Source organism: Helicobacter cinaedi PAGU611 (genome assembly GCF_000284635.1).
Classification (GTDB): domain Bacteria; phylum Campylobacterota; class Campylobacteria; order Campylobacterales; family Helicobacteraceae; genus Helicobacter_C; species Helicobacter_C cinaedi.
In genome coordinates, this window is sequence record NC_017761.1 from 1,086,048 (window position 1) to 1,111,317 (window position 25,270).

A 25,270-nucleotide genomic window follows, 5' to 3' on the forward strand; every position below is an offset into this window, starting at 1 on the left:
TCCTTTATATTTTTACTACTATCTTGCTATTTAATGCTCTATCCCATCAATCTTAAAAGTGCCGTTTTTGACAGATTCTGTAATGTCTGTGAAATTTTTAGGATCAAGCACAGAATCTTTAACGAGCCATATTTTTTCAAAATACAATGTTGGCATTTTTCTAACCTCATCTGTCCATTGAACATTTCTTGTATGAATGATCTGTCTCTCTTGTGGATAGTTTTTGAGAATATTAGACACATTACACCCCCCCCCACCCATTACTTCATCGCATAAAATCCCATACACATCAGCATTGCTCATTAAGCGCATATCTATCTTTAAATTGCCATAGGCATGAAAATTTTTAATCATCAAGAGAGGATTGGGAGCATTTCCAAAAGATGGTTGATTGGACATATTATGTGCAATCAAATCATTCTCACTATGATCACTAACAAGCACTATCATTGTGTTATCATAAATACCATTGCCTTTTAAAAAATCAAGTAAAATTTTTGTCTCTTTCATTGCACAAACTTCATTGTTGTAATGTCGAAAATCCAACATAAAAGGTCTATACTGTTCGGGAAGCTTTGCAGAAGCATTTTGAGAAGGGACACAAGTATCCGCATCTAAAACCCATGGATAATGAGTATGAAGTGTGTGAATATATTTAAATGTCTTTTCCTGTGAATCTGCATTAAGATTTCTTACAATGGATGGCAAAACTGATGTGGTATTAACACCACCAAGGAATCGTATATTTTTCAATTTTTCTTTCGCAAAAATCCATGTATAATCAGCAAATTCAATATTATCATCTGTCCTAAAGTTAACAGTATAAACCACACCAACCCTTATTACATATGGAGAAAAGTAAAATAATCCAAGTGAAAGCAGTTCGCCCACAGGCTGAGTTTGTCCTCTCAAAACTTGTAAATAGTCATCAAGATGAATAAGTCTTTCATAATACAAACTATAATCCTGATTGCTTGAAAAAATCCAATTTGTAGGATAAACAGATATGCTATCTCCTAAAGATAGGTTGTTTTCTATATGTGGCATACCGTACGATTGCACATCAAACCCAACATCTCGTAATGTTTTGTATGTCCGCTCCAACTCATTTTTTGCTGTATTGGAAAAATCCTTTATACTTCCATCTCTTTGATTAAAAGCACTTGTTTTAAAACCGGAAAGAATAGTGTGAGCGGTAATGGTTGTGTTACCATCTAGAGAAAGCGTATTTGGATAATAAGTAAATCCTTGGAACTCTTGCTTTAATTCTGGGAATTGTTCAAAAATAATCTGCAAATGTGAGCCTGTAAAGGCATCAAAAAGCAATATAAGAACATTTTCTTTGTCTTTACTAAAACTGGTCAAATCGTGATGAAAAGGTGGTAAAAGATCTCGTAAATGAGAATCTGCTTCTTGCGAGATAGGTATATTGCGATATGATAAATCCATCTTCTGTGTAGCGATATGAGCAGCATTAAGAGTGCTAACTGCACCAAAAGCAATCAAAAGACATATAAGCGTATTTTTAAAGAGACTTTGCTTTCTCAAACATATCAATATCATAACACAGGCGAGAATCCCAACCAACAAATCAACATACTTAGCAAGAGGTGCGGAAAGATTGTGCGGATTTTTAAATACAAAATTATCAAGTTGGCTATAACTCTCACCCGTTACAACATTATAATCCAACACAAATGTATAAACAAGCCCTATGCAGAGAATGACACTTACACCATAAGTTCCAATCTTCAATAGTCTTGTTTTATAGAAAAAACTTGTGAAGTAAATGAATCCAAATGAAGAGAGAATAAAAAAGCCAAATAATGCTCCTAGTGTTTGATAAGTTTGGCTTATGTCAAATTGTGATACATCACTACTATAAATAGCATAAGGACTAAAAACACATATTATAAAGCAAATATTAAGAATAGCTAGAATGCTAATATTGCGATAGGTTTTGTAGGTTTTAGAATCTATGGTAGCGTGTGGGGTGAAAATGTTGAATACTAGAACTTGAAGTTTGCTTTTTGATGTTTTGGATTCTGTATCTTTAGAGTTTTGTTTAGATGATGTAATTTTAGATTCCATTCGAGATTCCGCAATTCTAGCATCTTGACTAAGATTTAAATCGTTAGAATCTCGGCATTCTACGCCAACCCTATCCGCACTTTCACGCATTCTAGTAATTGCAGTATTGCTTTGTGAGTTTTGTGTGGATTTGGGGGCAGGAGTTACCTTATGGGTAATGACTGCCTCCAAAGACACACAATCTTGCGAATGATTACTCAAAGATGAATGTTTTTTGTGTTTAAATATCTCTTTTAACAAAGAAAAAAACATATTACAAGTCCAATATAACACCAATGCACTCGGCATACTATAAAGTAGCACCAAAAACAATAAAGCAATCAAACTCCCTTGCACTCTTGCACCTAGCTCTTTTGAGCTATAAAAGACATTGATTAAAGTAAAAGCTGTCATCAGTAAAGGCAAGATATGAATACTTAAACCAAATAACATAATAGAATCTGGTTTGCTTAAATCATCTATCCATAGAAAGCGGACACTTTGTAGATATTCCGCATTCTCTACTAAATGAATCATTGCAATAAAAAATGGAATTTGTAATGCTAATCCCCCTAAGCCAAATAAGGCAAAAATGGGGTGAAAATGCTTTTGCTTATAGAGTGTGCGGATATAGCTTTGCAGTTCTGCACCTTTAAATACTCTTTTAAACTCTTTAATCTTACTATCACATTGTGCTTTTAGCGCTCCAAAGGAAGCCGCCTTTTTATCAAAGTAAAAAGTGAGTTTTAGCATAAAAAGCTGCATTATAAGAGAGAGTAAAATAATGCTTACACCATAATTCTTAGTTGCCTTAAAAAGTGTAAACAAAGCCCACTCAAGCACCTGTTCTACTGGAAATATAAAAATATAATATAAAATCTCTAGCATAGCTTCCCTTTCTCTAGTCCTTTTTCTAGCATAGTATCTAGCTCCCTTAGCCTTGCTACAAGGGCGATTTGTGGTTTTAGTCTAGTTTCAACAATCTCTCGCTCAATCTTTAGAAGTTCCCTTGCTGATTGCATTCCTGCATTGTGTGGGTGCTGCCATAAAAGCTCTTTTGTCTCTTGCAAGTGAAGCTGTGTATTCTTGTGTGAATTGTGTGTATGTGCTGTGTTTGTGTTTAAGCCACTCTGCTGCGTGTCTTTTAAATCACAAGAGTTAAAAATCTCTTCACAAATCTCTTGTATTTGTGAAAAATGTTTTTGCGAAATCCTTTTGCCTATTCTATCAAGTGCTTTAAATGTCCAAATAGAATCTCGCTCTATATCTGCCATATCATAACCGCTTAAATCCATATCATTATCAATAGTTAGTGCAGGCTTACCCTGCAAACACACAAAGTCAAATATCACACTTGAAAAATCAGAAATCATCATATCCGCCCTTGCAAATGCGTAAATATTAGGCGTGTCTTTATCCCATTCTACATTGTTGTAATCTTTTAACGCTTCTTGTAAGTGTTGTATATTTGCCTTCTCACTAGGTGAGATATAGCTTTGTGGATGAGGGCGGATAATGATGTGATACGGGCTTTTGACTAAAGGCAGAAGTAAGTTTAAACCATATTTATTAAGCAGGGTTTCCTTGCCCCAAGAGGGTGAAACAAGTATGGTTTTTGTGCTATTTGTAGATTCTAGTTTCTTGTCATATTTGCAAGCTGCAACAAGAGCTTCGCTCGTGCGAGTGTGTAAGCACGAAATATCTTTTTTAGATTCTATGTTAGATACTTCGCTAGGCTCAGTATGACAATTTGTTGTAGATTCTAAAGCATTTGCCTGTAAAGATAATTCATCAAGGTAGGTAGAACCTGTAATAGCAATATGCTTTCTTTTGACATTATGTGCAGATTCTATATCACGGATAAAGTCCTCCTGCACTCCATTTGCTACTAATACAGAATCAAAATAATCCACTCCAAACACACGATAAGTCATAGGGGAAAGCGAATGCACGATATGACAGTAATGAGCCACACCGCGATTGCGTTTAATATGTAAGACATCAAGTCCGGGAGTGGTAAGCACCAAAATATCAGCACGAAGTCTATTTAAAAGATTATAAGCCTTGTTGCCTTCACCAATGTAGATAAACTCGCCATTTTTTGAAGGGCTAGATTCTAAGCCCCTGCTAGAATCTAATCTATTGTTAGAATCTAATCGCTTAAGGGCTGGGTCGTTTTGTGAGGAAGTGTAATAAGTGTAGGGGTGTTTTAGAGAATCTAGTGCATCTAAAATAGGCTTAAAAGTGCCATAGTATTGAGGACCTTCAGCATAAAAAACTAGATTCTTATGAGATTGCCCCCCCCCCGTAGTTGATGTGGCTGAAGTTAAGGGATTGTATGTGCCAAAAGAGATGATTTTATAAAATAAATTTTTAATAAAAAACAAGGCTGAAGCAAAGAGTGCTACGATTGAAGAGAGTAGTAATGAACCACTGCCCGGATCAAGATAGGCAAATGCTATGCTAGGTGATAGGCATAGCAGAATGAAAAATGAGAATAGGTTTTTCACGCGAATTGTCCTTGTAAAAAATTAAAAAATAGCAAAACTCAAAATGCTTAGAAGATTTTAGAATCTTGAAATCTCAAAATGACAAAGTCCCAAAACCTTGAAAGCTTAAAAAACAAAAAAGGACTAGGATTCTAAACTCAAAATACTTAGAAAAGCATAAAATGGAAAAACATAAAATGCCCCCCCCCCCCCGCAATATAACAAAATTACCGCAAAAAACCTATGATATTTTAAATTTAGATTCTTTATTTATAATAATGAAAATCATTAAAGGAGAACAAATGAAACTTTACAAAACTTTTCGCATTCTTGATTCTATCTATGGGCTAATGCTTGGCATTGGCGTTGGGTGTATTATTGCCTGTGCGTTTGCGGCAGCGACAATTTTTGGTGCTTCTAGCTTTTTACCACAGCTTTCAATCAGTGATAGTGGCTTACTTATGGGAAAAATTTTTGAAAAATGCAATGTGTATTTCAATATTCTAGCTATTGTCATTATCATCTACGAGCTTACTACATTTTTTGCCGCTAGACTTTTTGCTTGTAGCACACAGCGGCAGTTGTGGCTTTTGCTTGGCGGGATAAATGTCATTCTTATCTTTCTTTTTACACTTTACTACACGCCTTATATAATGGAATCTCAAGCTCTAGGGAGCTTTGGCACTGCTGAATTTGATTCTATGCACAAACAAAGTGAAATGGTTTTTAAGATTTTACTTTTCACACTTTCTTTAAGTGCGATATGGAGAGGGATTATCGGCTCTAAGCCTTTTAATGCGTGTAAATAACAAGCTAGATTCTACGCTTTAAGTATAGAATCTATGTCATCAAATTATTGCTTAAGATTTAAAAGCGTGTTAAGAATCTGATCTGAAGTCGTAACCGCCTTTGAGTTAGCTTGGAATCCTCTCTGCACAACAATAAGTTGCGTTAAGCTTCGGCTCAAATCCACATTACTCATCTCTAGCTTACTTCCACTCACACCGCCCCTTCGCCCTGTGTTTGCCGCACCAATCATCGGCTCACCGCTATTTCCTGTCTGTGAGAATACATTCCCACCTTCAGCTTGCAAACCGGTATTGTTAGCAAAGTTTGCCAATGCTACTTGAGCTAGGGCAATTGAGCGTCCATTACTAAACGCCCCAAGCAACGAGCCATTTGAGTCAAAACGGATATCCATCAAATCCCCAGCTTGATAGCCATTTTGATTAATCGCATAAGTTTCAGAGATTTTATCTACGCTTGTTAAGCCCCCAAAACTCTCATTCGCACCAAATTTTAACTCAAGTCTTTGAGGTCCTTTACTTCCATTTTTGGGGTCAAACTGCAATACCGGCGGATTCATACCAGAGAGTGAGCCATCGCTATTAAATGTCGCTCTCCCACCCTCAAAGACATTAGGTTTAGTCGCGGAGCCACCGACAAATTGCGCAGGTTCAGGCACCACAGCTCTAAAACTCCACACCGCATCGCCTGTCTTCCAAAACTCAAAGCGGATATTATGCTTACTTCCCAAACTATCCACAATATCCACGCTTGTAGCGTGTGTAGCCTTATTAATCTTGCCTGTATTAACAGCCGCACCACCCTCAATGAGCGAAGCGGTATTTAATGCCTTAAATGTTTCTTTGAAAAGGACATTGTTTGTTACATTATCTGAAAAATGGCTTGTTACATAAAGGCTTAAGTTGCGTTGCTCATCATCAGCATCATCGCCATTTGTAATCTCGAACATACCCCAGCGATTAAGTGTTACAGCCACGGAAGCGGTGCTTTCTTGGTAGTTTTTTTCAGGATTCTTAATCATATTTGCATCATATTGAATGAGTGCTCTCAAATCCTCTGTCGTCCTAAACTGCCCCGTTGTAGAATCTGCATCCTCGGATTTTGTATAGCGGTATCTAAAGGCAGTAATATCCTCTTCACCCTTTACAAAGTTTTGGAATACACCTGTGCCATCGGCGGTAATGCGGATATTTTTAACTTTCTCTCCGCCGTCCATTTGATTGCGATTTTCAATCCTTAGCTGCCCCGCATCTACATAGGCACTTACACCTGTCTTATCTCGCAATGAGTTAATCGCATTTTGTGCCGCCACAATGGAGCTAACACCTGTTATTGCAGAATTATTAGAAAAGCTTACTTTTTCACCATTAATGCCTATTGTGCTAACTTCATCAGTTGCCACTGTGTCGTGCTTAATCACAGCAGTTTTGTAGCTCATCCAAATGCCCTGATTTTCATTCAATGCAAACGCATCACCATCATCATTAAACAAAACACCCATATCCTCGCCCACTTGCATAAGCACACCACGGGAATCATACACCGGTGCAATCCCATCAGCTGCCGTCCTAGCAGTAGAATCTAGTGCCGCTATCTCTTGCATTTGATCAATATGTCGCCCTGCATTAAGATTGGCTCTCAAAGTAATAGTCTTTGTCGCACGAGCTGGCATAACCATACCCGGGTCAATTTGGATATTTCTCACCGGTCCTGTGTTATCCACTCTAAAAAAGTCAAAATCACTCATTGTGCCAGATTCAGCAGCTTCAAGCGGAGGACGCACCCAACCTTGCACGACATAACCACCTGTTGTTACAAGATTCCCATTAGCATCAAAGAGAAACTCTCCATTACGCGTATAATTATGCGTTGTCCCTCGGTCTGGCGAGATAATGAAAAATCCATCACCCTCAATGGCAATATCAGTTTTCACATCGGTATTTTGCGTATTCCCTTGTGAAAAAACCTTTGTTGTCGCATCAATCCCAACACCCAAACCGATTGAGAAGTCATTCTGCCCTCCTAGCCCATTTTTGTAAGGTGAAGTAGCAATCAGCTTAATTTGCGATAGCATATCCACAAATGACGCCCTTGAGTATTTAAAACCAACGGTATTCACATTGGCAATGTTGTTACTCTCCACATCAAGTGCGATTTGATGTGCTTGCATACCGCTAACACCCGACCATAAAGACCTTAACATATTGTATCCTTTCCATTAAAATCTGCGATATTCACACAAAACAACAAGCAATAGATATTCCAAAAATACAAAAATTTAGAAAAAATATTCACAATTTTTAAAAACACACATCTCAAGGGATTATTTATCTTATGCTAAGATTTTAAGTTTTTAATTGAGATTTTTAAGAAGTTTGCAATGGAGCTTATGATGGAGCAAGATTCTATATTTTTAGCACAATGCGACACCACAGCGGGATTATTAAGCAAGAATCCACAGATTCTAAACTTACGCAAATCACGCCCCAAATCCCAAGCCCTCCTTATAGAATCTTATAATTTAGAGCATTTAAAAACCTTAGCGCGTTCGCCAAACAAGCATAAAAATACTATCCGCAAAGCCAAAAATAGCACCTTTATTTACCCTAATGGTAAGGCGGTGCGAGTGGTAAAAGATGATCTTCATTCGCGCTTCTTGCGAGATTTTCAAATGCTTTGCTCCACTTCGGCTAATCTCACGGGAAAAAGTTTTAATAAGCAATGGGCGTATGAAGTATGCGATGTGATTGTGTGTGATAGGCGTGGCTTTAGTGAATCTAGCCCATCAAAGATGTATAAAATTAATCATTCTAAGATTCAAAGGAAGCGATAAATGCGTGTTGATAAATTTTTAAGTAGTGTCAATATTTTGAAAAGGCGGAGTATTGCCCAAGATATGTGCGATAATGGTGTTGTAAAGATTAATGGTAATGTGGCTAAAAGTAGCAAGGAAGTGCGTGTGGGGGATAAAATCTCGCTTCATTATTTAGAATACACAAAGCACTATGAAGTCCTAGCCCTGCCCACGACAAAGACGATTCGTAAGAATAAAAGCAGCGAGTATTTTAGGGAGATTTTGAATCCTAGTCTCTAGCTCCTTTTAGTTTCTAGATCTTTCCAAAATCTCTTACACAGCCCAACACAATCTCTCTTAATGCTCTATCCCATCAATCTTAAATGTGCCGTTTTTAACAGATTCTGTGATGTCTTGCCAACTGCTTTCATCATAAACATTGCCTTTAACTTGAAAATAATGATTGATAAGCCACTCATTCTTTTTGTGTAAAGAGATGTCCAAATGAATAGGGATTGTGCTAATAATATTTCTATTTTTAGGATAGTTGCTAAGAATATTTTTTGGCACATTAGGACACCCATTAGGCAGATTATCGCAAAACATACTTGGACTATCATAGTTTGCCATAAGTCTGGAATCTAGTTTTAACTTTCCACTTGTATTAAAATCTTTAAACAAAAATAATGAGACAGGACGATGCCCCTTTTGACTTACAGAATATGGTATCCCAATATCATCAAATCCGCTATGATCGCTTACTACAAAAATCTGTGTGTTGTCATAGATTCCATTTTCTTTGAGCCATTGCACAAAATCACTAAGATAGCTCAAAGCACAGGCTTCGGTATCATAATGCTGAAAAGATGCTCTCTCATATTCTTTAACAACATAGTTCATCATATCTTTATGCGGATATGTATCAAAAATAGAATCCTGTGTAAAAGGCGCACATTCACCATTTTGAAAAGATAATGTATAAGGAAAATGTGTCATCAACGAGTGGAGATATTTAAAAGTTGGCTTTTTAGATTCTGTGTTGTGTAAATGCGTAAAAGCATAAAATGATGATGCAAATTCTAGGGCTACTTGTTGATTTGAAAGATTTTCATCTCCTAATAGCCACACTCCACCATTGTAGATTCTAGAGCGAAAAAACAGCTCCGGAGCAAAGCGAAATAAACCAGTATGAAGAAGCAAAAACTTTGCTCCATCTTTTTTAGCCAAAATCTGCTTGCTCATTCTTTCTTTTATGTGTGGATTGGAATTGTAATAATAGTTCGCATAAGCACGAGCATTTTGTATAAGCGTTACGTTGTTGTTGTATGTTTTTGCCTTGTCAAATCTTGTTGAAAGATCTGCCATAAAATACCCCACATCATAACCGTTCTTTACAAAAGTATCACCTATAACACCAAAGGCTTCAGTGATACTATCAGCAAGATTATCTTTTCTGGCATTCATATTATATACAGCATAATGCTCCCCGCCGATAAGTGTAGCAATACTATGGATAGTAGAGTTTGTCGTAGATATAGCGTTATCAAATAGCACAAAGCCATCAAGATTGGTTTTAAACTCTGGGAATTGCTCTAAGAGTGGATGCATATGTGAGCCACTAAACATATCAAGCACCATAACTACGATATTTTTCTCTGTCTTTGAGTAGGAAAATAACTCTTTTTCATAAGGCTGCATATCATTTGAATCTTGAATATTTTGCGTGTGAGAATATTTTGCATAATCTTGTAAAGAGTGTGCTATACCTATAAAATAATAACTACTCATAACAAAAAGTGTAACAAATAATATACCCCATATCTGTTTAAGCCATTTTGTCATCAATAAACAAAAGATTATAGAAACACATACTGCAAGAATAAAACAGACATATTTTTGAATCCTTAAATCATGATTGGCAAAGTTTGGTTTTTGCAAAACAAAATGATCCATTGCTCCGTAATCACCCACCAACACAAATGTATAAACAAGCCCTATGCAGAGAATGACACTTACACCCCAAGCTCCAAGCTTAAGCAATCTTGTCTTATAAAAGAAGCTTGTGAAGTAAATGAATCCAAATGAAGAGAGAATAAAAAAGCCAAATAATGCTCCTAGTGTTTGATAAGTTTGGCTTATGTCAAATTGTGATACATCACTACTATAAATAGCATAAGGACTAAAAACACATATTATAAAGCAAATATTAAGAATAGCTAGAATGCTAATATTGCGATAGGTTTTGTAGGTTTTAGAATCTATGGTAGCGTGTGGGGTGAAAATGTTGAAAAATAGAGTTTTGAGTTTGGTGTTTTTAAATCGTATCCTAGCCTGTGAAAATTTGTCTTTATCAAAGAAGCTATCTTGCCGTATCTTAGCTACATTTAAATCTTTTTCTACATTGAGGTTATGCCCCCCCCCCCCCGCTGTTTAATATGTGTATTTTTCACTCATCTCTCCTTTATATAGAATTAAGCCACTCGCAAATGGCGATGCGTTGGACTTTGCCCTTAAATAAAATATGCTGATTTTCTGTCATTTGTAGCTCTAAAATCTCATTGCTTGGTGGGATAAGCAAAGCCTTTTTCCCACACAAGCCTAGCCTTAAAGCCATAGCAAATACCGCAGCTGCACCCGTCCCACACGCTTGGGTAATGTCCTCCACTCCCCTTTCATAAGTCATATACAAAATCCTGCTTCTATCGCTACTTTCATCAATGTAGGCAAGATTCACATTCGCATTATATTTTTCACGCAAAGTTTGCAAAAGCTCATCTTTTGAGTATGTCAGCATTTTTTTATCATTCACAAAGCCCACAAGGTGTGGCACTCCGCTATCAAGTAAAGCCCACGCTTTAACGCCATAAGGATTAGATTCTACTATGTGTTCTTCCACAAGCTTATAAGCACCCAAATCACTTTGCACTAAGTTGGCATCACTCTCATCTATTGTAATCCCTATAATCCCAGCCTGACTTAAAAAGCTATGCTTCCTAGGAGCTATACCCTCCACAAATGCGTAATGCCCGATACTTCTGCTCGCATTGCCACACATTTTAGCCTTTGAGCCATCAGCGTTATAAAACTCCCACTCATACGCATACTTTTTAGAATCTTTAGAATCCTGCCCCAGCAAAAGCACAACCATACCATCAGCACCAATGCCATTGTGTCGCTCACACACACGCTTTGCAAGGCTAGAACGCCCCCCATTATCGCGTTCAAAACTTTGAAAAATCAAAAAGTCATTGCCACTGCTACTATATTTAACAAACTGCATACTAACGCCTATATGATGGCAAAGATTGCAAATAAGATTCTAGCCGTTGTTGCAAGGAACGCAAATCCCCATCATTACCTATAATATCATCTGCCAAGCGACATTTCTGCTCAATGGGAATCTGTGCCTCTAGTCGTGCTGTGGCATCTTCAAGGCTTAAATTATCACGCTTTATGATTCTAGCAATGGCTTTGTCTTTTGGCGTATAAACAACAAGGGAGCGTGCCACAGGGTAAGCCTCCTTGCCACCAACTTCAAAAAAAAGTGGGATATCCAAAAAATACCACACGCCCTTTTCCTCAAGCTGCCACGCTTTTGAGAGAATCTCAGCTTGAATGGGCGGATGCAGAATATTTTGAAGTTTTTCACGCTCCTTAGATGAACTAAAAATAATTTTTCCTAATTTTTTACGATTAATTTTTCCATTCTCATCTACAATACAATCTCCAAATGCTTTAATCACTTCCACCGCATTCTCATCAAGCACTTTGTGAGCTATGCTATCCCCACATACACTCTCATATCCATACAATGAAAGAAAGCTCACGAGTGTGCTTTTTCCACTCCCAATAGATCCTGTCAATGCAATAGCATAACACAGCTCCCCCATTTTACCCCCTAAAAACGCGCAATGCCATTGAGTTTATCAAATAAAAAGTTTGGCAGCACAAAGGCATTTTCGTGAATCTTGGCATTGTAATATTGCAACTGCGGAAGAAGATCTATCTTTTGTAAAAGCATATCAGCACAAGGATGAAGTCTTTTAGAAGCAAAAATATAACTCTTATCGCTCAAAATGCTGATATGCGAGAAAAAAGGCATAATGATTTGAAAAAAACCATCACAATATTTGAGAGATTCAATAAATAGATTTTCTTCAAGCAAAGGGTGATGATTACGGACAATCAAAATCCCCTCACTCGTCAGCATACGCGATAAGCCATCAATTTGATGTTTATTCAAAATAGAATCTGCGATGATAACATCATACTTTTTAATCTCTAAGTCCATTGCTTGAGCTACAAGCCTAAAATCTTTATGCTGCATAACCTGATGAAAATGGGGCAAAAAGCTCATCAGTGAATCTAAGCTCTTTCTGTCCCCTTGCACACAATCAACGCTTACATTGTGTTTCAAACATTCATAAGCAATCTCAAGGTTAAAACTATCAAAAAGCAGCACATTTTTTGGCTTTTGGATAACGCAAAGTGGGATATGAGAGAGAAGCTCAGATTCTATATAGAGATATTTTTTAAGCATTAAATGCTTTTCATCAATCATCGCTACTTCATCAAAATCGGCACTCTTAAAAATCTCTACAATATGTGTGCTACGAGAATCTACAAGCTTTCTTTCAATGGTGTATTCTTGTCTAAAATTTGGGGTGAGTTGTCGTGTAATCCACATAGCAAAAACCTTTATTAATATTAAATCTCAAGGGCTAAACTCTACAAAATATTTTTAAAGATGAAGTTAATAAGAAGTAAATGAATCTCAAAAACTCCCTTGCAGGTGCTTATGGCACACAAAATTACAAGATGCTCTGCTGTGTTCCCACCCTGAAGCGTTGTCTTGCAAACTTATTGCATAAGTCTGCAAGGAAGCGGTGGAATTATATCTTAAAGTGCTTAAAAGTGATTGAAGAAGTTAGCTCTCGCTTGGTTTTTTAGGATAACAAAAGCGATAGCCCCTGCGACGAACGGTCTCAATCGTGCCGATATTAAGAGGTTTATCCATTTTTTGACGAATCTGATTAATCGCCACTTCAATGACATTTGGTGTTACAAGCTCTGGCTCCTCCCAAATCGCATCAAGCAACTGCTCTTTTGAAACAATTTGATCACGATGACGCGCAAGGTGGGTAAGCACCTCAAAAGGTTTGCCTTTAACCTCAATCTCCTGCCCCTTGTATGTGATTTTCTCTTCATCTGGGTTAATGACTAAATCCTCAATTTCAATCACACTTGAACCCCAAAATCGCAATCTAGCCTGAATCCTAACAAGCAAAACTTCAGCATTAAAAGGTTTGGAAATAAAGTCATCAGCTCCTTCTTTAAATGCGTGAAGCTCATTTTCAACAGAAGACTTGCTAGACATTATCACAACAGGTGTGCGTGGGGATTTTTCTTTCACTTGAGAGATAATATCAACTCCGCAACCATCTGGTAAATCCCAATCCGATAGCACCAAATCATAGTTACGAATACTGATAAAGTATTCCCCATCTTTTAGATTCTCCGCAATATCAGTTTGGTAGCTATGCCCATTTAACATATCCTCAATACTCTTGCATAAAGCCGAATCGTCCTCAATGACCAAGATTCTCATTTTCCTTTCCTCTCAATACTTAAAATCAGCTTCAATTATAGCATAATTTATAATAACAATTTCCCAATTCTAAAATTTCTTGTGCTTGAAGTAGCAAATAACACCTTTTTAAACCAAAAAAGATTATCTTTCACATCAAAACGCTTAAGTGCATCATTGCTCTCTCCTACTTGATTTAAACCACCCTGCATTGTGTAAAACGCTTCATAACCCATACTCTTAGCTGTGCGGAGCAAACCTTGATTATAGTTTCCATCTGGCCAAGCTAGGTGTTTTGTATCCACACCAAGCCGTTCTTTAATCAAGCGTTTTGAGAGTTCAAAATCATCGTGCCACGACACAGACACGACATTTGAAAACTGATAAGTATGCGTCATAGAGCCGATACTAAATACATCTTGCATTTCACGCACCTCTTCCCAATTACACATCACACTTCTTGGGCTATGCAAAAGCGTATTTTTACACTCACTATGTGGGATAGGTTGGTATTCTTGCTTCTGCTTTGAAGATTCATCTATCCACTCTGTTACCACAAAAAGCCCCGCTTTCACCCAATGATGTTTTAATATCTCATAGGCATTTTGGTAAATATCCCTCCACGCCCCATCAAATGTAAGAAGCACACATTTTTGCGGTAGCTCCATCTGTCCTTGTTTGATGGCTATCATATCATCAAGGCTTAAAAAAGTGTAAGATTTTTTCTGTAAATACTGAATCTGCTTTTCAAAAACTGCTAATGAAACACTATGAGAATCCTGCATATCACGGATATGTGTGTAACGGAGTATAGGAATACAATTCATAGATAATTCACCAATGACATTTGATTAATACGGCTTGTTGAAGCAAGCACAGCATTGTAGTTTGTTGTGAGATTTGAGAAGTGATTATAAGTCTCTGCAACATCAGTGCCAATAGTGTCACTCTTAATAGATTCTATTTGCACACGCAAGACTTCATTGCGTCTAATCACATTCTCAAAACTCCTGCTATGCGCACCATTAAGTGCTATCATCTTTTCTATATGATCGCTTAAATGCCCAAAAAGTTCAATAGCATTTTGAATCCCCTTATTTCGCATTTCACTTGTATATTCGTCCCCAAACGCATCTGGTCGATACACCCCTGCTCTAACCGATTCAATGATACCATCAAGGGATTTGAAAAAATTCACATCGGGCTCATCAATAGTGAGTGCATTATTGGCATTAAAAGTCAAAGAAGAGCGGTAGTTGCGTATCCCCTGCTCACTAAAATCATTACTTGCATTATTATACATCATAAATTTCATACGCGATACAGAACGCATTTCATCACTTATCTCAATACGCCCATCTTGTGTCAAATACGCACTTACACGCCCTTTTGTCTGGGCTAGAAGTGATTCATAGGCATTTTTGCCTTCTCGCGTTGGCACACCCTTTTGAGCTTGGGCGTTTTGATAATACTCCATAGGCTGATTGCTATAATTAAGGGCAATGTTAATCGCATCAAGTAGTTGCCGATAGGACACATCATCAGCTTTGCTGATTGTTACTGCTGGTGGCTCATCGTGGGGATTATAAAGTGGGATTGAAAACTCCGCTTGGGACTTTGGATCATTCAAGTCAAAATCTGCATTAGACAAGATAAGATAGCTCCCTTTATTGCTAAACTCAATACGCGCATTAACAGGGATTCCATTATGGTCTTCAAGCACGAGATGATAGGTCTGCCCATCTAAACTTCCCCCAACCACGGCAGAAAGCTTTGTCTCATCATTCGCATACCCCATACCATTTGCTAGAATCTGCGATACATTAGAGATAAGCTTTGAGCCTTGATTATCAAAGCTGACTTGATCATACTCTGTGCGATAGTCCCGCCTTATACCCTTTGTCTCTAGCCCCATATCATTAAGCGTTGTGAGCGAAAGACTAAAGCCACTAGGACCATTATATGGTGGATTCATCATATCCCTATCTTTATGCGTTACATTCATATCACGCAGCACAAGCTCCCCACGGATAATCTCGCCTTCAACCTTGCCACCAAAATGCTTTTTAATCATAGCAAGTAAATCCTGCACTTCTAAATCATCACTCACCGCCACACTTAAAGCTTCAATAGGCTCTTCATTAATTGTGCCATCATCGTGATTTGGACGAGTCCCTGCTATCACAAGTGTGCTTACATCTTCACTTAGCACATCTTTGAGCTTTGTATTAAGCGTAGCAGGGAAGTTATCCTTAGTCAGCAAGGTTGAAGGGAAAGTGAGATTTCTGTGATCATAATTATCTTTTATCGCCTTAAGATGAGATTGTGAAAATTCCCCCATAAACGGGCTTTTTTGAAAACTCGTAACCCTAGCTCCAAGGGCTGGAAGATCATCAAGATTCTCAACATCCATATCACTTGATATAAGATTGAAATCCAAATTCGCATTGCCCGGCTGAAGATTCTTAATCTCAATCTGCCCCCAAAAGTTCAAACTCACATCAACGACTTTATTTTTACTCGTATTCCCAAACTCCTTGCCTATCTTATCTAGCAAGTCCTGCACCTTTGTGGCGTTATTTGGATTCTTATAGCCCACATCAAAGTCAAATTTACTCTTAAAGCTCGTGCCATCTGGTCGCACACCGCGTAAGTAAAAATACTCCTTGCCATTATTACTTGTGTCATCATCATTATCGCCTAGCAAATCACGCAAGGTATCACCGGCTTTAATATACACTTCTTCGGGTATATCACCGCGTTTAATCCTATCCATAATGTCGTTGTTCAGCTTTGTTTGATTAAATTTGCGGATATTTGTAGTGATACTCTTATGATGGTCGGAATCTCGCCCAAAAAACAGCTCCTGCCCCGTAATATTATAAGGTATAGGATTATTATTGCTTACCAACGCTTCCAAAGTTTCATCATTACCCTTATATGTGCCATCAGGCTCAAAAGGGCGGATTTTGACATTACTCCCAGCAAAGAGAAACTCCCCGCCAATAGAAGTATTAGCGATATTTATCATATGATCTTTAAGCTTTTCTAAGTCCCTAGCAATCGCCTCGCGTGAAGTAGGAGAGTGAATATCATTTGCCGCTTGAATAAGCTTTGTATTAAACTGTTCGGCGGTTTGGGAAAGCTCGGCTAGAGCCTTATCGGTATTAAGCGTAGAAGTATAGGCATCATTACCCACATCAATGCCTTGATCAAGATTGATTTTTTCATATTCAAGCTTGAGATTCTGATTAAACACACTGCTATCTTGGTAACCATACTGAATCTTAAGCCCCGAAGCAATCTTAGTATTTATGTCCATAAGTTTGCTTTGCATCGTGCCTTGATAATAATTCATTTGGTTATACTTCGTGCCAAATGTAACTCTCATTGTCCTGTTCCTTGCATATTTTTCGTCCTTGAAACAACTCTGCCTTATCTATATCGGCACTTTAAGCAAAAACAATACCTTTTTTTAGCAAAGCCCCAATTTTTGCCTACCAAAAGGCCAGTCAATAGTTTCTAGATTCTAAAAACTCCAAAACGCCCTGTGGAAGTATCTTTGAGATAAAATCGTGGTTTTTGCGTTAGCCGAGCTTGACTTCGTCTGCACCAAATGAACCAACAAGAAGCTTACTAGAAGTAAGTGTTGCGGTTGGCAAATGCAGAATCCGCGATTTTATCTCAAAAGACAACGCAGATTCTAGCTTCGCCAAATCTGCTTAACTTTCCAAATATTCCTGCAAAGAAAAGGCTTGAGAAAGATTATATTTTTTAATATCCCTAATGGCTTCAATCGCCACACGAGCCGCAGCCAAAGTCGTAAAATACGGAATAGAGCTTTTGATAATTTGTGTGCGGATAAGATGTGTGTCATCTTTGTTTGAAAGATTATCGCTTGTATTGATAGCAAGGGCAATTTGATTATTCATCATACGATCTATGATATTTGGTCGCCCCTCACTTACTTTCAAAATATGACTTGCTTCAATGCCATTTTCACATAGAATCTTATATGTCCCTTCCGTGGCACAGATAGAAAACCCAAGCTCTATAAAGTCGTTTGCTAACGCCACGCCCTCTTTCTTATCAAGACTAGCAAGGGATAAAAACACTTCTCCACTTAAAGGCAGGGCATTTTTACACGCAAGCTGACTTTTAGCAAAGCTTAGCCCAAAGCTCCTGCCTATCCCCATAACTTCACCTGTGCTTTTCATCTCTGGTCCAAGTGAGAGCTCCGCTCCACTAAGCTTTGTAAAAGGGAAAACAGATTCTTTTAAGCACACATACTGAAGGGTTTTTGGCTTAAGGGGGCTTTGCGTGAAATCAACTTTTTTGTATTTATCATAAAATCTCAATGCCTCTTCTAGTATAGAATCTTTAGATTCTGCTTTTTTTACACTATGATTCCACATAACTCTTGTGGCAATTTTTGCTAAAGGGAGTCCAGTAGCTTTGCTTACAAAAGGTACGGTGCGACTAGCACGCGGATTTACTTCAATCAAATACAACTCATTATTATAGATTGCATACTGCACATTCATAAGCCCCACTACGCCAAGTTTCAAGGCGATTTTAGCAGTGCTTTGCTCTATCTCTTTTAGCATAGATTCCCTAATATTTATTGTCGGCAGGGAACTCGCACTATCCCCGCTGTGAATCCCTGCCTCTTCAATATGCTCCATTATTCCGCCGATATACACACTCTCCCCATCGCTAATGCAATCTACATCAAGCTCAATGGCGTATTCCAAAAACTTATCAATAAGCACCGGAGAGCTATCACTCACAGCAATCACTTCGTCCATATACTGCTTTAGCTCATCATCATCATACACGATCCGCATAGCCCGTCCGCCAAGCACATAGCTCGGTCTTACAAGCACCGGAAAGCCGATTTTATTAGCCACACTATATGCTTGTTCTTTCTCATAGGCTATGCCATTTTGGGGCTGCTTTAGCCCTAGATTATTTACAAAACTCGCAAATTTCTCTCTATCTTCTGCGGTGTCAATGACCTTTGCACTTGTGCCGATGATTTTAGCATTGATTTTTGTTAGAGAATTTGCAAGTTTTAAGGGCGTTTGTCCCCCAAAATGCACGATTATGCCATCTGGCTTTTCTCTCTCAATCACAGCCCGGACGCGTTCAAAATCAATTGGCTCAAAATAAAGCACATCGCTTGTGTCATAATCTGTGCTAACGGTCTCTGGATTGCAATTATACATTATGCTTTTTATGCCTAAATCATTTAGGGCAAAGCTTGAATGAACGCAGCAGTAGTCAAACTCGATGCCTTGACCGATGCGGTTAGGACCACCGCCAATTATCATAACCTTTTTAGGCGTTGTCTCTTTGGTGCTTTTAACGGATTCTACACTCAAGGCTCGGTCATTACCCTTTAGGTAACTCCATTCGCCTTTCGTTTGAAAACCACTAAAATCACTCAAAGATACTTCCGCCTTAGAATCTCTAGTGCTAGAATCTTGTTTTGTGGAATCTTTAAACTCTAGGTGTGTGGATTTTTCGCTACGCTCAAAATGACAAGGGGTGGAATCTGTTTGAGAGTTTTGGCATTCTAAACTTACAGAATCCGCAATTCTAGTATTTGTGGTGTTGCCCACAGATTCTAAGGAGAAGCTAGAATCTTGGCATTCTAAGGATTGAGATGAGAAATCAGCGTTTTCAAGTGAGCCAACAAGAAGCTTACTAGAGGTAAGTGCCGCAGTTGGCGAACGCAGAATCGCCGATTTATCGCTCAATACTGAATGCCCACCTAGAACTTGAAAGTTACCTATTGTTGAGTAAAGATAGGGCGTAAGACTTGGAAACTCCGCCGCACAAGTATCCACCTCATTATACACACACTCCACACCAAGCCCAATTCTAGCCTGATACACTTCACTCTCACTTATCTCCATTCCATCATTATGCTTTAGCCAATGGGCTATCATCTTATCACTAAAGCCATAGCTTTTTATCCGCCGCATAAGAGCTTCATCGCTTAGAATCTGCGAAGTAATACTAGATTCAGAATCTACAATCTCTTTTATCTCGTGCAAAAACCACTTATCAATCCTGCATAGCTCGTGCATTTCTTCAATACTCATTCCAAGCCCAAAGCCTTCAGCGATATAAAGCAGTCTATTCGCATTTGGTCGTCTAATCTCTTTTTTGATAGTCTCTAAGTCATTGCAGATTTGATTTAACCCAAAAATGCCTGTCTCAAGGCTACACAACGCCTTTTGCAAACTCTCCTTAAAGCTTCCGCCAATCGCCATTACTTCGCCAATAGACTTCATACTCGTTGTGAGTGTGGAATCTGCCTGTGGGAATTTCTCAAATGTGAATCTAGGAATTTTTGTAACAATATAATCAATGCTAGGCTCAAAACTCGCCGGTGTGCCTGTAATGTCATTTTTTATCTCATCTAGGCTAAAGCCCACTGCTAACATTGTAGCCACTTTTGCGATAGGATAGCCTGTCGCCTTACTCGCTAGGGCGGAGCTACGCGATACACGCGGATTCATCTCAATCACAGTCATTCTGCCATTTTTTGGATTTATAGCAAACTGCACATTGCTCCCGCCTGTATCTACGCCGATTTCTCGCAAGATTTTAAAACTTGCATCACGCATTCTTTGATACTCTTTATCCGTGAGTGTTAAAGCCGGTGCAATGGTGATAGAATCTCCTGTATGCACGCCCATAGGATCAAGATTTTCAATGCTACACACGATGATGCAGTTATCAAACTTATCGCGTATAACCTCCATTTCATATTCTTTCCAGCCAAGCAGGGACTCTTCAATTAAAATTTCATTAATCGGACTTGTTTCTAAGCCATTTTTTGCCACCGCTTTAAACTCATCAATATTATATGCCACGCCACTGCCCCCACCTGCAAGGGTAAAACTAGCCCGAATAATGAGGGGGAATCCTATCTCTTTTGCTGCCTCTAGGGCTTCCTCTTCTGTATAAGCATAGCGGGATTTTGGCAAGTCCATACCAATCTTTAGCATAGCTTCTTTAAAAGCCTGTCTATCCTCACCCTTTTTAATCGCACTAGGCTTTGCACCTAAAAACTCTATGCCCTCAAGCATTCCCTTTTCATACATACTCATTGCCACATTAAGGGCTGTCTGTCCGCCCATAGTCGGCAAAATCGCATCAACACTCTCTCTTTTAATAATATCCGCAATAATCTCTTCAGTAATCGGCTCAATATAAGTGCGATCCGCAAAGTCTGGATCTGTCATAATAGTCGCTGGATTTGAGTTTATAAGCACAACACGATAGCCAAGAGATTTTAGCGTCTTTACTGCCTGTGTGCCTGAATAGTCAAACTCACAAGCCTGACCTATCACAATAGGACCTGAACCAATGAGTAAAATCGTGTGAATATCGGTGCGTTTTGGCATAGGAATCCTTTTTCATATTCTTTGGATAAATCCGCGGATTCTAGCTTAAAAGTGCTTAAAAATTACTAGAAAACATTCATAGGGCGTAAAATATGTAAAACCCACTTCATACAAATCCCCACCATAAAAGCTCCTGCCACACAAGATACAATAGCACCGCCCATAGCCCAAAACAAAGTAGCCAGGAGATACTCCACGAGACAAAAACACTCGTTTGTGAAAATCCATTATAGATTCTATCTTGCATAGAATCTAGCCAAGAAAGAGATGTCTTTTTGCTCTTTTTGCTTGTTTTACGCACCTTATGCTGTGAAAGCAAAGCCTTTTTACGCAAAATAAAAAGCTCTTTGATACTTCTAGAATCTTGCTCTTTTTTGGATTTTTGGGCTTGAGTTGTTTTCCTAGGCATTTTTTAATCTCTACACAAAAGGCTTAATCAGCAAAATATACAACAAAAAAATAACCAAAAGTCGCAATGGTAAGGCTAGACGGAGTGTGTAAAAATGTTTTTGAAAAGTTTTGCTTGTATGTGGTGGGGCTTTGAAGCCAAAGATGAGATACACCAGCCACTGCAATGCACAAAAAATACCTATACATACATCAATTAGCACTTCCATCAATCAGCACCTCAAGCAAAGTAGTTTTTGAATCCATTTTTACCTAACCTAGATTCTTAAAACACAATCGTTTTGTTCCCATACACAAAGATTCTATCTTCTAGTGCTAAATTTAACGCACGAGAAAGCACAATCTTTTCAATATCCCTGCCCGCCTTTTGCATATCCTGCCACGAATAGCTATGATTAATATGTATCACATCTTGGGTAATAATAGGACCTTCATCAAGATTCTCATTAACAAAATGTGCCGTCGCACCAATAAGCTTAACACCCCTTTGGTGTGCTTGTTTGTAGGGATTAGCCCCAATAAATGCAGGTAAAAAGCTATGATGAATATTAATAATACGATTTTCAAAATGCGAGACAAATTCATTTGTGAGAATCCGCATATACTTTGCCAACACAATATAGCTATGATTAAAGCTAGAAATACACTCCAAAAGCTTATCTTCGTGTGCTTTGCGGCTTAACCCCTCTGCAGAAATATGAAAAAAAGGTCTCCCAAACTTCATCGCCAAAGGTTCTAGCACATCATAATTGCTGATAATAGCCTCAATCTGTGCATTTAGCTCCCCGCTATCGTGCCTAAGGAGCAAGTCCCCCACACAATGATTTTCTTTTGTGCAAAGGATAAGTATCTTTTTTTTACCCACATCTTGAATCTTAAGTGTGCTTTGACGCGGCAGAATAGATTTTAATCTCTTTTGTAAAATCTCATCGTTAGCCTCACCATAAGTATGCGTCCGCATAAAAAATCGCTCATTTTCCTTATCCACATACTCATCATTGCGTTCAATATTTAACCCAAGCTCATATAGCACCGATGAGATATGATAAATAAGCCCTTTTTTATCCGGTGCACTAATGAGTATCACGCGTTCATCACGCTGTTGAGTAGCCTGAATGAGATGTCCTTTCATAGACTAGCCTTAAGCGATGGGAGTGAAAGGGATAGAATCTTAGAATTCATAGTATCAAAAAGCTTATCCATATAGGTTTCAAATTTATCCTTTTCAAGCCAAATAAGCTTATCTAGCCCCACTTTTTGCCGCAACGCTTCCATTGCCCCCTGCATAGATTCTACCTTGTCAATCAGTCCAAGCTCCAAGGCTTTATTTGCTGAAAAAACTTTCCCTTCAGCAAAATCGTGGTAATCCTTGCTTTTTAGCTTCTCCCCTCTAGCTTGCAGGACATCATTATAAAACATAGCATACTGCTCTTGTAAAAGATTTTCAAGGAATTGCCTTTCTTCATCGCTCCATTTGCGTGTCATCGTGCCTATTTCCTTGAACGCCCCAGCCTTAATACCCTGCTCTTTCACACCCACTTTTTGCATAAGCTCTTCAATATTTACCCCGCTAAAAATCACGCCCACAGAGCCTATTAACGCTCCACGATTAGCATAAATCTCATTTGCATACATTCCTGCATAGTAGCTTCCACTCGCCATTGAGCCTTGCACATAGGCAATCACGGGCATTTTTTGAGCTAAATCCTTTATCATATCAGCAATTTCAATACTCGCTCCAACAAGCCCACCCGGTGAATCTATCACAAGCAACACACCTTTAATATTTTCATTTTCTTTGATTTTTTTCACCGCCTGTGCGAAACTCTCACTCTCATAAATTGGCATCGTAAGATGAAGCTTTGCCACATTTGGCGGATCATTCTCACTCTCATCACCGCCAACAACAATCACAAATAGCACGATAAACAAAAAAAGCAATGCTTTAAAATATTTGTTAATAAAATCAAGCGGTGCGGTAAAAATACGAGTAATATTACGCAAATCCTCCATTATTTGTCTCCTTTATATGTGTCGTTTCAAAATCCTAGAATCTCTTAAAGCACGGCAATACACTCAATTTCTACAAGGGCATTTTTGGGAAGTGTTTTAACTGCAATGGTGCTTCTAGCAGGTTTATGTGAGCCAAAAAACTCCGCATACACCGCATTTAACGCATTAAAATGCTCCATATCACTTAAAAAAACGCTTGTCTTAATAACCTTTTGCAGACTGCTCCCTGCAGATTCTAAAATGGCTTTAAGATTGTTTAAAACTTGTGTGCTTTGAGCGGTAATATCCCCGTCTATAAACTCGCCTTGTGGTGTTAGGGCGATTTGCCCAGAAGTGTAGATTACACCATTATAGATATAGGCTTGAGAGTAAGGACCGATAGCTTGAGGGGCATTTAATGTGCTAATAGGCTGTGTATTTTCCATAAAATTCCTTTAAAATAAAAAAAACTTAAGATATAATTCTAGCAGTAAAATCTTAATCACAAACTTCATCTTAAAGGGGCAAATATGCGTATCACAAGTGCGAGTGTCAAGGGTGTATTTTTAGCGGTGTGTATGGGCTTTAGCATTAATGTTTTAGCAGATAATATGATTCTTGATTTTGAGACTATTGAACGCATTGAGCTTAATCTCAAGCCCAATCAAACGCTAATGATTGACCATAAAAGGGGTGTGTTACTTGGCATTATGGAGATTGCCCCAAATGGCTCAATCAAGCGTCTGCCTATCCCAAAGGAGCTTTTAGGCAAAAGTGAAGCTGATGTAATGGGTGGCAAAAAAGATGAGTATAAAAGCAATACAAGCCATTTTGGCGGTAGCCCCACAACAATTTATCACAAAAATATCAAAGGCAAGGCAAAATCCGCCACAGGCAATGAAAAAGCAATAGAAACTTCAAGTGGGATTAAAAAACGCGAGGGTAATAGAGAGTGGGATAAAAGCAAGATTATCTACGAGCAAGAAGAGCAGACACTAGATATTTTACGCTAAATTAATTTTAGAATACTAGAATCTAAATTTACAAAAATTATTTGTCTTATAAATAGTTTTTACGCAAATCGTTTTTAAGGGGTAAAAAATGAGACTATTAAGAATCTTTATATTTAGCATTATGATATGTGGCGGTTTAAGAGCTGGGCAAGAGCCACATATAGTGGGAAATTGGCTACAAATAGCTTCCTTTCACTATGGCTTTAGCAGAGATTTAAACAAGATAGATTCAGATAAAGTAGCTAAAGATAGATTTGGCGGAATCATTGGTGCAAGTGTAGGGTGGAATTTCTTTGTAGATGATGGATTTGGTTTAAAGCCTTCTGTATCCATTCCTTTTACTGATTATGAAGTAGGCTTTGGAGCAAGGCTTAAATATCTCTATATGGATACTTATGCCCCCACTCACTCTGTGGGTGGAATGCTGTATATTCACCCTCCAAGAGATTTTGGTGCCCTTAATCTTATAATTGGTGTCGGAGCAAACTTTAGCGAGAAACATAATCTCAAAGCAAATGGAGCATATATCGAAGTAGGTCTAGGCATAGCAAAAATAATTCCGTTTTTAGTCAATACCGATATTACCTATCGTGCAAATATCTATGGCAAATCTAATGATTTAGATTTAGGGACAATCCATAGCTTAAACTTTGTTTGGACTTTTCTCTAAAGATTCTATTTTTATGCTA

Annotated in this window: 22 protein-coding genes and 1 other RNA gene; 5 read left to right on the top strand and 18 right to left on the bottom strand. The window is 38.3% G+C overall.

The window, feature by feature from the left end; genetic code table 11:
• Nucleotides 1-30 precede the first annotated feature (30 nt).
• Nucleotides 31-2,958, bottom strand: coding sequence for a YidC/Oxa1 family membrane protein insertase (locus HCN_RS05420; RefSeq protein WP_014666800.1), 2,928 nt, complete (start codon nt 2,956-2,958; stop codon nt 31-33).
• Nucleotides 2,952-4,580, bottom strand: a complete 1,629-nt coding sequence (locus HCN_RS05425; RefSeq protein ID WP_014666801.1) for a CDP-glycerol glycerophosphotransferase family protein — start codon at nt 4,578-4,580, stop codon at nt 2,952-2,954. The genes HCN_RS05420 and HCN_RS05425 overlap by 7 nt, the downstream gene beginning before the upstream one ends.
• A 281-nt stretch (nt 4,581-4,861) precedes the next feature.
• Here HCN_RS05425 and HCN_RS05430 point away from each other — a divergent pair, with 281 nt between their 5' ends.
• Nucleotides 4,862-5,368, top strand: coding sequence for a DUF4149 domain-containing protein (locus HCN_RS05430; protein ID WP_002956548.1), 507 nt, complete (start codon nt 4,862-4,864; stop codon nt 5,366-5,368).
• Nucleotides 5,369-5,412: 44 nt separating this feature from the next.
• Here the strand turns inward: HCN_RS05430 and flgE are convergent, their stop codons facing one another.
• A complete protein-coding gene (flgE, locus tag HCN_RS05435) occupies nt 5,413-7,569 on the bottom strand; it encodes a flagellar hook protein FlgE (RefSeq protein WP_014666802.1) in 2,157 nt (718 codons plus the stop codon).
• Nucleotides 7,570-7,746: 177 nt separating this feature from the next.
• Between flgE and HCN_RS05440 the strand changes: the two genes are divergently transcribed.
• Nucleotides 7,747-8,199 (top strand): L-threonylcarbamoyladenylate synthase, encoded by a 453-nt coding sequence (locus HCN_RS05440; protein ID WP_014666803.1) that lies wholly within the window; start codon nt 7,747-7,749, stop codon nt 8,197-8,199.
• Entirely contained in the window at nt 8,200-8,460 is a 261-nt protein-coding gene (locus HCN_RS05445) for an RNA-binding S4 domain-containing protein (RefSeq protein WP_014666804.1), read from the top strand.
• A 57-nt stretch (nt 8,461-8,517) separates the two neighbouring features.
• Here the strand turns inward: HCN_RS05445 and HCN_RS05450 are convergent, their stop codons facing one another.
• From HCN_RS05450 to HCN_RS05510, 15 genes are all read right to left on the bottom strand, one after another.
• Nucleotides 8,518-10,200, bottom strand: a complete 1,683-nt coding sequence (locus HCN_RS05450; RefSeq protein WP_232501850.1) for a sulfatase-like hydrolase/transferase — start codon at nt 10,198-10,200, stop codon at nt 8,518-8,520.
• 421 nt (nt 10,201-10,621) lie between these two features.
• Nucleotides 10,622-11,440 carry a diaminopimelate epimerase gene (gene dapF / locus HCN_RS05455; RefSeq protein WP_014666806.1) on the bottom strand — a complete coding sequence of 273 codons (819 nt, stop codon included), beginning with the start codon at nt 11,438-11,440 and terminating at the stop codon, nt 10,622-10,624.
• Between the two features lies 1 nt (nt 11,441).
• Nucleotides 11,442-12,050, bottom strand: coding sequence for a dephospho-CoA kinase (gene coaE / locus HCN_RS05460; RefSeq protein ID WP_014666807.1), 609 nt, complete (start codon nt 12,048-12,050; stop codon nt 11,442-11,444).
• 8 nt (nt 12,051-12,058) lie between these two features.
• Complete coding sequence (locus HCN_RS05465; RefSeq protein WP_014666808.1) at nt 12,059-12,847, bottom strand: spermidine synthase; 789 nt, start codon at nt 12,845-12,847, stop codon at nt 12,059-12,061.
• Between the two features lie 95 nt (nt 12,848-12,942).
• Nucleotides 12,943-13,040, bottom strand: an RNA gene (gene ffs / locus HCN_RS12645) — signal recognition particle sRNA small type.
• Between the two features lie 47 nt (nt 13,041-13,087).
• Nucleotides 13,088-13,768, bottom strand: coding sequence for a homeostatic response regulator transcription factor HsrA (gene hsrA, locus HCN_RS05470; protein WP_034585611.1), 681 nt, complete (start codon nt 13,766-13,768; stop codon nt 13,088-13,090).
• Between the two features lie 47 nt (nt 13,769-13,815).
• Complete coding sequence (locus HCN_RS05475) at nt 13,816-14,574, bottom strand: polysaccharide deacetylase family protein (RefSeq protein WP_002956536.1); 759 nt, start codon at nt 14,572-14,574, stop codon at nt 13,816-13,818.
• Complete coding sequence (gene flgL / locus HCN_RS05480) at nt 14,571-17,138, bottom strand: flagellar hook-associated protein FlgL (RefSeq protein ID WP_014666810.1); 2,568 nt, start codon at nt 17,136-17,138, stop codon at nt 14,571-14,573. Before flgL ends, HCN_RS05475 begins: the two co-directional genes overlap by 4 nt.
• 196 nt (nt 17,139-17,334) lie before the next feature.
• Nucleotides 17,335-17,463, bottom strand: coding sequence for a hypothetical protein (locus HCN_RS12375; RefSeq protein ID WP_002956534.1), 129 nt, complete (start codon nt 17,461-17,463; stop codon nt 17,335-17,337).
• A gap of 6 nt (nt 17,464-17,469) precedes the next feature.
• Nucleotides 17,470-21,168, bottom strand: coding sequence for a carbamoyl-phosphate synthase large subunit (carB, locus tag HCN_RS05485; RefSeq protein ID WP_014666811.1), 3,699 nt, complete (start codon nt 21,166-21,168; stop codon nt 17,470-17,472).
• Nucleotides 21,169-21,274: 106 nt separating this feature from the next.
• Nucleotides 21,275-21,577 (bottom strand): hypothetical protein, encoded by a 303-nt coding sequence (locus tag HCN_RS05490; protein ID WP_002956532.1) that lies wholly within the window; start codon nt 21,575-21,577, stop codon nt 21,275-21,277.
• A gap of 10 nt (nt 21,578-21,587) precedes the next feature.
• A complete protein-coding gene (locus HCN_RS05495) occupies nt 21,588-21,785 on the bottom strand; it encodes a hypothetical protein (protein ID WP_002956531.1) in 198 nt (65 codons plus the stop codon).
• A 56-nt stretch (nt 21,786-21,841) separates the two neighbouring features.
• Nucleotides 21,842-22,708 carry a formyltetrahydrofolate deformylase gene (gene purU, locus HCN_RS05500; protein WP_014666812.1) on the bottom strand — a complete coding sequence of 289 codons (867 nt, stop codon included), beginning with the start codon at nt 22,706-22,708 and terminating at the stop codon, nt 21,842-21,844.
• Nucleotides 22,705-23,589, bottom strand: coding sequence for a signal peptide peptidase SppA (gene sppA, locus HCN_RS05505; RefSeq protein WP_014666813.1), 885 nt, complete (start codon nt 23,587-23,589; stop codon nt 22,705-22,707). The genes purU and sppA overlap by 4 nt, the downstream gene beginning before the upstream one ends.
• A gap of 44 nt (nt 23,590-23,633) precedes the next feature.
• Entirely contained in the window at nt 23,634-24,014 is a 381-nt protein-coding gene (locus HCN_RS05510) for a RidA family protein (protein WP_002956526.1), read from the bottom strand.
• 84 nt (nt 24,015-24,098) lie between these two features.
• On the opposite strand from HCN_RS05510, the gene HCN_RS05515 reads away from it, so the two are divergent.
• Together HCN_RS05515 and HCN_RS05520 are read left to right on the top strand one after the other, a co-directional pair.
• A complete protein-coding gene (locus HCN_RS05515) occupies nt 24,099-24,581 on the top strand; it encodes a hypothetical protein (RefSeq protein ID WP_002956525.1) in 483 nt (160 codons plus the stop codon).
• Nucleotides 24,582-24,669: 88 nt separating this feature from the next.
• Nucleotides 24,670-25,251 (top strand): hypothetical protein, encoded by a 582-nt coding sequence (locus HCN_RS05520; protein WP_014666814.1) that lies wholly within the window; start codon nt 24,670-24,672, stop codon nt 25,249-25,251.
• The last annotated feature ends 19 nt before the right edge of the window (nt 25,252-25,270 follow it).